This window comes from Bacillus sp. 05T21, assembly GCF_056396785.1.
In genome coordinates, this window is the sequence record NZ_JBFTMD010000006.1 from 51,770 (window position 1) to 65,122 (window position 13,353).

The following is a 13,353-nucleotide window of genomic DNA, read 5'->3' on the forward strand; positions in this document are numbered from 1 at the left end:
GTGGTACTGTTTTTGGTACAAAGTCAACGAAATATGATTTAAATCAATAAAAAAAGACCCTTCCGCTTATGCGAAAAGGCATACGATCTTATTTGTTATTTTGAGTAAAACTCACCCTAAAGAGATCTCGTTAAGATCTTTCTAGCTTCTTTTTCTTATTTCTATTTGAGATTTAATTATATTTCCACACTTTCTTTTCCTTTTTCAACATAACTCATATCCCCAACTGATTCGACTGTGTACTTCCCATCTTGATATACAATCTTCGTCACACTTGCATTTTCCACTCCAAGTTTTGTTTTGGCACTGTCTAACATTTCTATTAAGGCAGTAATCAAAAGCCCATGAACGACAACTAAAACGTTGCCACCTCCATTTTTAGCAGCTTCTTCACTAATTTTATCAATCTCTGTTTTTATGCGAGTAGAAAATAATTCCCAATCTTCCGCCTGTTTCGTAGGGTCTGCTGCTCTAATAAGATTAATCACTTCTTGAATAGAAAACTTCATGAGTTCTTCTGGAGATGCAACGCCCGCAGCTTTTCCAACCACATCCCACATATTTTCAAGTTTTTCACCTTCAAAAATACCAAAATTTAATTCTCGTAAATCTTTTCTTTTCTCAAGTTTCAATTTTGATTGCTCACTATATTTTAATACTAAATTAGCAGTTTCAATCGCTCGGCCGCTATCACTACTATACGCATTCATAAAATGAATATCTTTTAATCCCGTTCCCAAATTAGAGGCAACTTCCACACCTTTTTCTACTAACGGAGAGTCTGCCCAACCTTGCGCGCGATGATTCGCATTTAATATTGTTTTACCGTGCCTTGTAACATATAACGTAACTACATTCTCATTGCTATCTGTTTCTCGCTTCTTCATTCTATTCTCTCCCTTTACATTTCTATATCAATTTTACCATCTCAATTATTCATTGAGCAAAATATACGTAAGTAGATCTGCTTAATAAAAAAAGCTATCTTTCTGTATATCCCTACAAAAAGATAGCATCTTTTATGATTACATTTCTTAATCGATTCTCCTACTCAGCAAAAGCACTCGAATATTGTACAACTCCTTCTACACCTTGAAGAGCATTCTCTCTTAACTCCATCACCATAAACACTTCATCTGGCACTTCAAATGGTGCTTTTATATTCCAATCACTTGCTTTTTTAAATCCAAATTTCGGATAGTACTCTGGATGTCCTAATACCACAACAGATTCATATCCTAGTTCTTTCGCTTTTTCTAAAGCAGCTACGATAAGTTTTCCGCCAATTCCTTTTTTCTGATGGCCCCTAGCAACTGAAACTGGTGCGAGTGCTAATGATTCTACAGAAGTTCCGTCTTGTTCTATCTTAATTTTTGATAACATAATATGCCCGACTATTTCCTCATCTACTGCAACGATTGATAATTCAGGAATAAACGCGTCACATTCTCTAATACGTTTTACAAGTTCATGTTCCTTTTTATCACTAAATTCTTCATTTGAAAATGCTTGTTTTACAACTTCTTCAGTTTTACTACAATCATTTTGTTGTTCTTGTCTAATCGTTACCATTCTATATTATCCTCTATTCTTTCTTATTTCTTTTTCAATTTTACGAAGCGCTTTTTTCGATCCGCGCTCCATATCGTGCTGCATTTTTCTTTCTTTATAATCGACAAATAGTGTATTTAAATCATATCCTTCTGGGTATAATTCTTTCGCCGCTACCTCTAAAGTAATACGTTTTACATTCACTTCAACGAATTCACCGTTATAATATACAACGACATTATAGAAATTATCTCTTTCCTTATAGATGATACCAAAATCATCATGATCCAATAAATTCACACGGTCACCGATTTTATATTCATAGTCATTTTCTCTTTTTTCTTGCACGAATTTTGGTTTTCTAATTTTACTTTCATTCACTTTTTCTAGAGCGTATTCTTTATTTGCCATATACTCTTTCGCTCTTTGCAGTACATGGTCTCTCACATTCATTTTATTCGCAATCCAAAGTGCATTACTTTCACCTGATTTACCGATCACTAATTTATAAAGTGGCTCTAGTGTTTCACTATTAAATTGCATTGCTGCGTTCATAAAATCACCATGCATTTCTGAAAAACGCTTAATTTCACCGTAATGCGTACTCGCAATTGTAATACATCCCGCAAGGTAAAATTCTTCTAAAATAGATATCGCAAGCGCCGCACCTTCATTCGGTTCTGTACCGCTTCCTATTTCGTCAAATAGTAGTAATGTATTATTATTTGACATCCTCATAATCTCGGATAGATTTTTCATATGCGATGAGAATGTACTTAGTGCATTTTCAATACTTTGATTATCACCAATATCTACAAATACGTTGTCAAAAATAGCAATTTCCGTTTCTTTATCTCCAGCGATGTGCAAACCTGACATCGTCGCTAATGTTAACAATCCTATTGTTTTTAGCACAATTGTTTTTCCGCCTGCATTCGGTCCTGTAATAATTAAACTACGGTATTCTTGACCGATTTCAAAGTTTAACGGTACTACTTTCCCACTTAAAAGCGGATGCTTACAATTTACTAAATGAATGTAGCCATGATCATTTAACTTCGGCTCTATTCCATCGATTGATTTACTAAACTTCGCTTTCGCAAATACCATATCATATTGGCTAATTAGTTCCATATTAATTTTTATATGATAAATGTTTTCTAATACCATTCCTGATAATGTCGCTAAAATTTGATACTCCTCCATCGCTTCTTCTGCTTTCCAACTTGCGAGTTCCGCATTTAACTTTGTAACCGTATGTGGTTCTATAAATACAGTAGAGCCTTTAGCGGACGCTTCAACTATACTTCCCGCAACTTGATTTTTATAAGAAGATTTAATTGGAATTGTATACCTATCATCCTTCTTACTAATAAAGAACTCTTGAATATACTTCTTATTTGCACTACTATTTAAAAACTTCGTTAAGCGCTCTTTTATTTTTCCGTCTACAGAATCAATGTTATTTCGAATTCGTTTTAACTCTTTACTAGCCGCTGCATCAATGCTATTTCCTTTAATTGAAAAGTTAATTTCCTCTTCAATACTTTTAAATTCAGTCATTGAATTTGCATAAGAAGCTAATACTGGCGCAAAAAATTCTTTATCTAGCATAAACTTTTTAATCTTTCGGCACCCACGTAAAAAGTCTGAAACGCTCACTAACTCTGCTGGGTCTAAAATCATCCCTTTTTCTAATTTTTGAATTGTACTAGCAATATTTGAAATACCGAAGAAAGGCACATGTCCTTCTGCATCTACTATAGCTCGTGCTTCTGTCGTTTCATTTAAGCGATTTCTCACTACTTTTATACTCGTACTCGGCTCTAATTTATTTAATAATTCCTTACCTAATCCACTTACACAATATGATTTCACTATTTCCATTAATTCGTTATATTGTAACTTTTCAAAAGTCATCGTATTCATTTTGTTTCTCCTCACTATGATTGATTTCTATCATCAATGAAGATACCTACTCATTAGATTCCAATGAATTCTATATTATCCAATTACCATTTTTACACATTAAAAACATATACAAAAAAGCTGCGGGAATACCGCAGCTTTTACATTTACAAGGCAAGTGTAATAATATATGAGGAAATAAGCCATAAAAAAACAGATGGCAATCCCCTTATTACACGCTTTATAAAGTATTGTAGGTATCTTCATAGGTTTCGAAATAAATCCATGACAAAATTAGGGGTATGATGTACATAAAAATCCCCTGGTCTTATCCGATTTATTTCATTAAATTTTTCCTATTTAGTACCTACCGCACTCACAAAAAGCACCTCTCATTAATTTATATTTTATGTTCATTGAAATCTAATTTATTGAAATCATCATACTATATGTTTTATAAGAAGTAAAGGTGTCATACTTTAATAACTATGCAGAATGTAAAAAAGAAGAGGAGAACTTATATTTCAGTCTACCTCTTCTTTTCATCACCAATTTACTGCTGAACATATATGGAAACCGAGCCTCCATTTACATGGAACTGCCCCCATCCATCTTTATTAATTGTTACAGTATTTGTTTGATTACCCGTAATATCGTACCATACTTCCCCAGCGTTATTCTTTCCAACATCCATCCACTTTGATCCTCCTGGTCCGTCTGAGAGTAATGTCGCTAAACCAGAATTAGCATGTACACCATCACCTTCTCTTGTCCAGCCAATCACATCTGGATGGTCTAAATAATCACGCTGCGTACCATATGCAAAGTTTTTTCGTGCCGTCAAAATCGGATCAATTTTATCTTTTAACGCTGGAATTTCATAACTACTATTTCCGTTTGTTCCATAGTAATCACCATAGAAAACTGAAGGATAGCCCTCTGCACGAGTTAAAATAAATGCATATGCCAACGGTTTAAACCACGGGCTTACTACAGATTCCAATGACTGTCCAGGCTGTGAATCATGATTCTCAACGAGAGTAACTGCGAGTGCAGGGTGATTTTTCATTACTGTTCCATTTAAAATATTTCTCATATCATAATTCCCATTTCCTTTTGAAGCATAATGAAAATTGTAATGAAGCGGTGCATCAAACACAGATTGATTATAATTGACTTTCGCTAAATAATTGTTTAAAGCCTGAACATCATTTTGCCAATATTCAGCTACTGTAAACATTTCTTTCCCCGTTTGCTGTCTGGCATGATTTACCCAATCGCGTAAATATTCATGATCAATATGTTTAACAGCGTCCAAACGAAAGCCATCTAAATTTAATTCATTCGCATACCATGTTCCCCAATTTTTCATCTCATTCGCAACATCAGGATGATCAAAATCAAGATCTGCATACATCAAATAATCATAATTCCCATTCTCGCTAGACACTTCCGAGTCCCACGCTTTACCTACACCCCTAAATTTATAAATTCGATTTAATTTCCTTCCTTCATCCCAATCCGTTCCGTCAAAATGATACCATTTCCATTTGAAATTAGAATAAGCATCTCCGCGCCCTGGAAAATTAAACCCCGTCCATGCACTAATTTGATAATCACCTGATACTTCAATATTTCGATTGTTACGGTCTACCTCAACAGCTGTTACAGTTTCAGTATAATCAGCCCCACCTTTATGATTCATAACTACATCACCGTATACGTCGATGTTTTGCTTATGTAAAGCGTCAATTGCAGATTTCAACTGTGCTTTCGTCCCATATTTCGTCCGCACCGTTCCTTTTTGATTAAACTCCCCTAAATCATATAAATCATAGGCCCCATACCCTACATCATTTTGCGAAGTCCCTTTATATGCAGGTGGTATCCATACAGATGTGATTCCTTTATGAGCTAAACTTTCAGCATCGGAACGCAAACGATTCCAATGATTCCCATCATTCGGAGCGTACCACTCAAAATACTGCATTAATGTTCCATTGTTCACTGTTGCTGCTTCTGCCTTATTCCCCTCATATATATTAGGAAAAAGTAAAGTAAACAATAAACAGACTACCATAATCCTTTTCAACATATTTACACCATCCCCTTCAAGAAAACGTTTGCATAATTTATTAAAATTATTATAATATTCGTTCTACAGTTAGTAAAGTAGTAATCTTTTAATCTCTCACATTATTTTTCACGTAACTTCACATATTCCACAAGTACCCCCACATAGTTTAAATTTCACATCTTATTCAAGATTGTTTACAATTTACCTATAAAATCATAACGGAGGGATTTTCATGACAAACTTTCAAAAACAATTTTTCGCACGATTAAATATAGAAGAAAAAGAAACAGTTTCATTTGAAGATTTACCTAACATTATGTACGCAATGTCACAATCTGTCCCTTTTGAAAACTTAAATATTCTCGAAAACAACTTTAAAGAAATATCAAAAGAAAATCTAAAAGAAAAAATTTTAATAAACAACCGTGGCGGCCTTTGTTATGAACTCAATCCTACTATGTATTACTTCCTTAAAGACTCTAAATTCGATGTCCATCTCGTTTCAGGAACAGTTTATAACGCTACAAATTCTATATGGGCTGTAGATTCAGGGCATATCGCAACTGTTTTACAACATCATAATGAACTTTACTTAATTGAAGTAGGTTTCGGATCATATTTACCCCTTTCCCCTGTTCCTTTCTCAGGTGAGATCGTTCATTCTGTAACAGACGACTATCGTATTCGTAAAGAAACGACTGAAAAAGGTAATTATATTTTAGAAATGCGTAAAAGCAATGAGTTTCTAGATCAATCTTCTACTGATGATTGGACAGTAGGTTATGCATTTTACTTGGAAGAAGTGGATGAAACGAAAGCAAATGCAGCACAAAAAATTATTGTTGAACATGAAGGTTCACCATTTAACAAAGTACCTCTTGTTGTAAAACTTACTCATGACGGGCACGCATCATTAACAAAAGATAGCCTTACAGTAACGAAAAATAGAAATAAAACAAAAGAAACAATTACAAAAGAGCAATATACAAACCTCCTTCATTCAACGTTCGGCATTACATTATAACTTTTAAAGCCTCGCCATTCTCGGCAAGGCTTTTCATTTTCCAGCAGGGATTTTTTGCAATTTGTTGTATTTCATAGTTATATAGGAATATAACTACATATTTAGAAAGGAAATGATTATGACAGAACTTAAAGATCGACTACAAGTAGCTGATAAAGAAAAATGGGATTTAACGGATATTTACCATACAATTGAAGATTGGGAAAGCGATTTTCATAAAATTGAAGTATTAACGAATGAATTACACAAGTTTAATGGAAATATTCACGATGGCAATAGTTTATTAGCTTATTTAACAAAGAGTGAAGAAATATCTAGCATAATATCTTTAATGTTCGCTTATGCACGATTACAATCCGATCTTGACACACGCGATACTGACGCTCAATCCCTTGTCGATAAAGTATCACAATTACACGTGAAAGTAAGTGCGGCTAAATCTTTCTTTTCCCCATTCTTACTTAGTGTAGATGAAAACACATTACATTCTTACATAGAAGAAACAGAAGGCTTACACTATTATAAAGAAGACTTATTTGAGTTATACCGTTATAAAAAACACGTTTTGAATAAAGACCAAGAAGAGATTTTATCACAAATGGGTGAAGCACTCTCCTCCCCGCAGCATACATTTGGCATGTTAAATAATGCAGATATAATTTTTGGTGAAGTGACTACTGATGATGGAGAAAAAGTAAACTTAACACGTGGAATGTATGCAAAGTTAATAGAAGATGAGAATCGTGAGAATCGTGAAGAAGCCTATAAAGCTTATTACAAACCATACGTTCAATTAAAGAATTCTATCGCTTCTACTTTGTCCGCAGCTATTAAAAACAATGTTACTGTCTCAAAGCTACGAAAATATCCATCAGCTTTAGAAAAATCATTATTTGGCGACATGGTTCCGAAAGAAGTATATGAAAATTTAATTGAGACAACGAAAAAAAACATTCAATCATTGCATACGTATAATGAACTTAGAAAAGAAAAATTAAATGTAGATGAACTACGACAATACGACTTGAGTGTTGATTTAGTAAAAGGTGTAAAACAAGACATTCCATACGACGAAGCGTTTGATATAATGATCGCGTCACTAGCTCCTTTAGGTAAAGAATATATCGAAACATTAAAAAACTTTAAAGATAAACGCTATATAGACGTGAGAGAAACACCAGGAAAACGTTCTGGCGCTTATAACTTTGGTGTATACGGTGTTCATCCTTTCATTCTTTTAAATCATCATGATGATTTAAATAGCCTTTTCACCCTTACTCATGAATGCGGGCACGGTATGCATACGCATTACTCACACGGATACCAACCAAGAATTTCTGCACACTATACTATCTTTGTTGCAGAAGTCGCTTCTACAGTAAATGAAGTGTTATTAATTCATTATTTATTAAAAGAAGCAAAAGAAACGAACGTACGTAATCATTTAATTAACTACTTTATCGATAGCTTTAAAGGTACTTTCTTTACACAAATCATGTTTGCAGAATTTGAAAAAATCACACATGAAATGGCCGAACAAGGTAAACCACTAAACGCCCAAGTCTTTAGCGAAATTTATGAAAAGTTATTTAGAGAATATAACGGTGATTCACTTGTATTTGACGAAGAAGTAAAATATGGCTGGTCTAGAATCCCTCATTTCTACCGTCCATTTTACGTATACAAATACGCAACGGGCTTCGCTTCTGCCATTCAAATCGCCGATAAATTATTAAGCGGCGATCCAAATGCTCAGAAAAACTATATTGAATTCCTTAAAGGCGGTAGTTCAGACTATCCATTAAATCTACTGAAAAAAGCTGGCGTTGATTTAACTACGCCAGAACCGATTGAAAGTGCATTAAATCGATTCACCCAACTTGTTGAAGAGTTTTCAGCATTATAGAAAAAAGCATGCAGATTATAGAATCTGCATGCTTTTTTCATTTCGGTTACTTTATACTAAATGTTGCTGCGTCACACAATGAATCATACCACCATACGCATACAGTTCATTTACATAAACACCGACAATTCTTCTTCCTGGAAACTGCCCTTCAATGATTTGAAGCCCTAACTTGTCATGTTCATCACCATATATAGGAACTAATACAACTTCATTTCCAATATAAAAGTTCAAATACGAGCCCTTACAGTCTGACTCTTTTACCACTTTTCTTGTTACAGGTACTGGGATGAGCTGAAATGGATTTCCATCTATATTTCTCGCTTGTCGCAATTCTTGATAATGCTTTTCCTGTGCCTCCAAAAGGTAGGATTCACTCTCCCCAAAAGGATCATATTCATAAAGAATTGTATTTTCATTTACAAAACGCGCTGCCCCATCAATATGGTAATCTGTATCTTCATCATAATTATCCTCTCCGCGAATACCAGTTATCCATATAAAATTCGTTACTCCCAAATACTTCGTTAACTCTATTTCAATCTCTTCCTGACTTAGTGTAGGATTTCGATTTTCATTTATAATAGAAGTTTTTGCCGCCATTAAGGTGCCATTTCCATTTATCTCTATTCCTCCACCTTCTATACAAACACTAGATTTAACTTTTGGAATGCTATACATTTCACTTATTTTTTCCGGAATAACAGCATCATTTTCATACGGATATTTATCTCCCCAACCATTAAAAATCCAGTGCGTTAAGCAGAGATTGCCTTCCGTATCTTTTACAAAGATCGGTCCATTATCTCTTATCCACACGTCATCCGTCTCTTGAACTAAGAAATCAATTTTATCCATATCAACTTTCGCTTCCATTAACTTCGATTGGACATGTACTTTTTCTTCCTCATCATATACAACAATATGCACATTTTCACCGTAATGAAGCTCCTTTGCCATCGTTACCCAAATATCATCTAGCTTAGCTTTGTAACCTTCACCTCTATGAGCTTTATCATGAGGCCATTGGAGCCATGTCCCCTCATGCTTTTCCCACTCAGCTGGCATATAAAACAAACTATTTTCCATATTTCTCATACATGTTCACCCCTTCTTCGAATGTAAGTTCAGTCTAAACTTTGACATCGTGTTAAGGTCAACAGGAATATATTAACTACTTCATAAACTGATTCTTTATTTTCCCTTGTGATACACTACTTCTCCTTGTAAAACCGTCACTAAAACTTTCGCATTCGGAATCTTATCGACACTCATTTTAGTGATATCTTCATTTAGTAATACCATATCGGCTGATTTACCTACTTCAATTGAACCAGTAATATTATCAAGGCCTAATGCTTTGGCGGGCTTAATCGTATAAGCATCAATAGCTGCATATATATCAGATAAGCCTTTCTCTTCAATACTTAGCGCATTCGAAATTGTCACAAGTGGATTTAGTTCATTTACGTCCCAATCACTACTAAGCGATACATTTGCTCCTGTTTTCCAAATGCGTCCTAACGGCATAATTCGTTTCATCTGTTGATTTGTAAAATACGCACTTGCCCAGCTTTGTTTAGGATCTTCTGCAAAATCATGACCTACTTGGAAATCAGCGCTAATACCTAACTTAGCAAAACGATTTATATCACTATCTTCTACCATTTCAACATGTGTGAGCGTATAAGGCTGATTTGCACCTTCTTTTTTCGCTGCTTCAATTGCATTTAAACTCTCTCTTACCCCGCCATCCCCAATCGTATGAATGAGTGCACCGTAACCAAGTTTATTAAGTTCCGTTAACCACCATTTCATTTTTTCTTCTGGAATATAGTTCAAGCCATACGGTGTTCCCTTAAACCACTCAAATTTATATTTTTCTAGTATTTTCGCTGTGCTGTTAATACTAATTCCATCACTATACATTTTCACTTGATTAATAAGCATTCGAGATGATACATCATCACGCTTAATTTTTTTGAAATACTCAATTTGTTCTGCTTCATTTAAGTTCGGATATACCCACGGACGAAGTACTACTCGCGATGTTAACTTTTTCTCATCATTTACTTTATTCCAAACATCTAACCAGCCTCGTTTCCAATAGAGACGTCCATCGCCGACTGTAGTAATTCCATTCTTCGCAACCTCATCTAAACCGTCTAACAAACCTTCATAATTTTTTTCAAAGAGATTAGGCTGAGAATTCCATGCTTTTTCCATCACGATATCCCCAGCTGTATCATACAGAATTCCAAAAGGTTCTCCTGTCTCTGGATCCCGGATGATTCTTCCGCCTTGCGGATCTTTCGTCTCTTTATTTATTCCTGCTGATTCCAATGCCTTTGAGTTAACCCATACAGAATGAGAGGTTCTTTCCATAATTAATACCGGGTTATTAGGAAATAGCTCATCAAGAACTTGTAATGGGGTTTGATGTTCTGATTTTTCATCCATATCTTTTAACAGCTCTTCCAAACTGAACCCTGTTCCACTTATCCATTCCCCTGTCTTGACATCTTTTTTACAAGCTTTTAAATACGAGCGTTGTTCTTGCAGCGCAGCATCTGATGAAACACTACAATTCCCTGCTGCTGGTGATTTCGCCTCAAAAATATGATTATGGTTGTCCACAAAACCAGGGAGAATAAAACGTCCTTGTAAATCCACCACTTTCGTATCTTCATTTATCAATTCTTCTACATCCTTATTTGAACCAACAAATGTAATTTTCCCTTCTTTAACGGCTACAGCCTCTACAATGTCTTGCTTGTCATTTGAAGTATAGATTGTACCATTTTTAAACACTACATTCTTCGGCAACTRATTAGGTAGAACGAAGCTACCATTCTCACCTTCTCCTACTCCAGGAGTACACGCTGAAACCCATGTCATGCTTAGAATCAGACAAATAATCGTGATTGTTCTTTTCATATTCTTTCTCCTTTTTATTATGATGAATTACTTACATAAATAGAATAAGGATTGACATAATGTTAATGTCAATCCTTATTCTCAGTCTATTTTCATAACTAAAAAACAAATTTGTGTCACATACTCCTCTACTAAACAATCACATTCAGGTCCCTTTATGTAGACCTCATATGGTGAACCATCTATTACATAACCATTTCTTTCAATCCATTTTTCTAACGCAATATAAGCGTAGCCTATATAGTCATAACTTCCATAATGCATAGTAGTAACGATTTGATGTGGATTTAATTTTTTTATTTCATATTCTTGTACTACATCTTTATTGTTCCCATGCATGACCGGAATTCTTAATTCAACATCACTTTCATTTGGAATATACTCTTCATCATAAAAGACCGTAGAGGGCGACCCAACCATTTGTAAGTTATGCTTTTGTACTTTTTCATATAAGTCATAAAAATAATCATCCATATCATCTATATTTATTTGCAGTCTTTGAGCAATTACCGTTATTTCATTTCTTATTCCAATTAATATATCGTAATTTCTATGACAAGCAGTATTTAAAGCATGATTCATATTTACCATTTCATTCATTTCTGAAATAACCTGTAAATTTTGTTTTACCTCATGAGACAACTCTATAATTTGCGATTGCATATGTTTAATAAATGAATCTTGATCTGATGATTGAAGAATTATTTTAATTTTCGGTAAAGGGAACTTGTACTCCCTTAGCTTTTTAATTTTCAACGCTATTTCAAGCTGCCCTTGCTCATAATATCTATATCCATTTACTGGATTCACATATGCTGGTTTCAATATTTCCTCTTTATCATAATGCCTTAACATTCGTGTACTCATTTTACAAATCCGTGAAAATTCAGTAATTGTATACATATAAATACCCCTTGAATACATTTTCTTATATATAAGCTTATTTATTAAAACCAATCAAATATTTTTCTGATTGAAGAACCTTCATTCTGATCGTTCAACCTTTTCATTTTTGAAGGTAACAAATGACTAGGACAATACCACGTTAAACAATTCATCGCGCCTCCCATTGTCGATATTTCTCCTACATGACTTTGAATAACTTGTTTCTCAGTATGCTGTTGAATATATCGTAAAACTTCCTCATCTTTAGCTAATCCAAACTTAGGAACGTAAAGCGTATCACATGTTTCTAACATATTTATATATAAACCTTTTGCTGACGCTATCTCTTCATCGTATTGGCCCTTCTCTGTATATGACGAAGGAACAACTATAAATTCAGCCTCTGGCATTTGCTCTTGAATAATCTCTTGAACCTTATATCTAAATTCATGATCCCCTAAAAAATCACTAATAAACATTGTATGTTCATCAGTAAATTTAACCATCCCGTCTGCGTGTGCAAGTACATCTCCCTCTTCAGCAGGAATAATAATAACCCGACTCACATCTAAATCCCATTCCAGTTGCTCTATAATTTCTTCTTCCGTCCAATCATAATTATCATCAAATATGCGTTCCGTTAATATAACGGTATCTTTTTTATTCCAAATAAGATTTCCACCGTCTAATATCAATGGAGATGTCACATATTCAAAGTCGTTTTTTTTCAACCATTTATTAAATTGTTGATCTAAATATCGTCCTTGATCTTTCGGTAAGTAATTTGGTTGATATTTGAATTTAACTAGATGATTTGTTACAACTGGTGCAACATCTCTTAGCCAAATATCATCATACTCAAAAAAGTTTGTATGAAAGTCTTGCTCTTCAACAGATAAAGATATAAGTTGATCGGTAAATGCTTTATTTTCATTTAAGTATTCATTAAAATAAATAATGTCTTCATAAAATGGTCGATAATATTCATTCGATTCATCTGGTATTGCAGTAAAAATAATGCCACTATGTTTTTGTCCCATATTACTTACCTCGCTTTTTAATAAT

The 13,353-nt window shown here is 34.2% G+C and carries 10 protein-coding genes; 2 read left to right on the forward strand and 8 right to left on the reverse strand.

All coding sequences use genetic code 11. The features are described from left to right. Positions 1 to 176: 176 nt before the first annotated feature. From AC1DKZ_RS13965 to amyS, 4 genes are all read right to left on the reverse strand, one after another. Positions 177 to 887 carry a histidine phosphatase family protein gene (locus AC1DKZ_RS13965; RefSeq protein ID WP_476996467.1) on the reverse strand — a complete coding sequence of 237 codons (711 nt, stop codon included), beginning with the start codon at positions 885 to 887 and terminating at the stop codon, positions 177 to 179. A gap of 160 nt (positions 888 to 1,047) precedes the next feature. After that, positions 1,048 to 1,572: a GNAT family N-acetyltransferase gene (locus AC1DKZ_RS13970; protein WP_002137597.1), complete on the reverse strand. Its 525-nt coding sequence runs from the start codon at positions 1,570 to 1,572 to the stop codon at positions 1,048 to 1,050. 6 nt (positions 1,573 to 1,578) lie between these two features. Then, positions 1,579 to 3,480 (reverse strand): endonuclease MutS2, encoded by a 1,902-nt coding sequence (locus AC1DKZ_RS13975; protein WP_476996468.1) that lies wholly within the window; start codon positions 3,478 to 3,480, stop codon positions 1,579 to 1,581. 532 nt (positions 3,481 to 4,012) lie between these two features. Next, a complete protein-coding gene (gene amyS, locus AC1DKZ_RS13980) occupies positions 4,013 to 5,554 on the reverse strand; it encodes an alpha-amylase (protein ID WP_476996469.1) in 1,542 nt (513 codons plus the stop codon). 214 nt (positions 5,555 to 5,768) lie between these two features. Here amyS and AC1DKZ_RS13985 point away from each other — a divergent pair, with 214 nt between their 5' ends. Together AC1DKZ_RS13985 and pepF are read left to right on the forward strand one after the other, a co-directional pair. Beyond that, complete coding sequence (locus AC1DKZ_RS13985; protein WP_476996470.1) at positions 5,769 to 6,560, forward strand: arylamine N-acetyltransferase family protein; 792 nt, start codon at positions 5,769 to 5,771, stop codon at positions 6,558 to 6,560. 118 nt (positions 6,561 to 6,678) lie between these two features. Continuing rightward, positions 6,679 to 8,466, forward strand: a complete 1,788-nt coding sequence (pepF, locus tag AC1DKZ_RS13990) for an oligoendopeptidase F (RefSeq protein WP_476996471.1) — start codon at positions 6,679 to 6,681, stop codon at positions 8,464 to 8,466. A gap of 51 nt (positions 8,467 to 8,517) precedes the next feature. Here pepF and AC1DKZ_RS13995 read toward each other — a convergent pair whose 3' ends face one another. The 4 genes from AC1DKZ_RS13995 to AC1DKZ_RS14010 all read right to left on the reverse strand — a co-directional run bounded on the left by AC1DKZ_RS13995 (position 8,518) and on the right by AC1DKZ_RS14010 (position 13,328). Continuing rightward, positions 8,518 to 9,564: an agmatine deiminase family protein gene (locus AC1DKZ_RS13995; protein ID WP_476996472.1), complete on the reverse strand. Its 1,047-nt coding sequence runs from the start codon at positions 9,562 to 9,564 to the stop codon at positions 8,518 to 8,520. Positions 9,565 to 9,660: 96 nt separating this feature from the next. Next, positions 9,661 to 11,403 carry an amidohydrolase gene (locus AC1DKZ_RS14000; RefSeq protein ID WP_476996473.1) on the reverse strand — a complete coding sequence of 581 codons (1,743 nt, stop codon included), beginning with the start codon at positions 11,401 to 11,403 and terminating at the stop codon, positions 9,661 to 9,663. Between the two features lie 81 nt (positions 11,404 to 11,484). Then, positions 11,485 to 12,306, reverse strand: coding sequence for a MerR family transcriptional regulator (locus AC1DKZ_RS14005; RefSeq protein WP_476996474.1), 822 nt, complete (start codon positions 12,304 to 12,306; stop codon positions 11,485 to 11,487). Between the two features lie 44 nt (positions 12,307 to 12,350). After that, on the reverse strand, positions 12,351 to 13,328 hold the full coding sequence (locus tag AC1DKZ_RS14010) for an agmatine deiminase family protein (protein WP_476996475.1): 978 nt from the start codon (positions 13,326 to 13,328) through the stop codon (positions 12,351 to 12,353). Between the last annotated feature and the right edge of the window lie 25 nt (positions 13,329 to 13,353).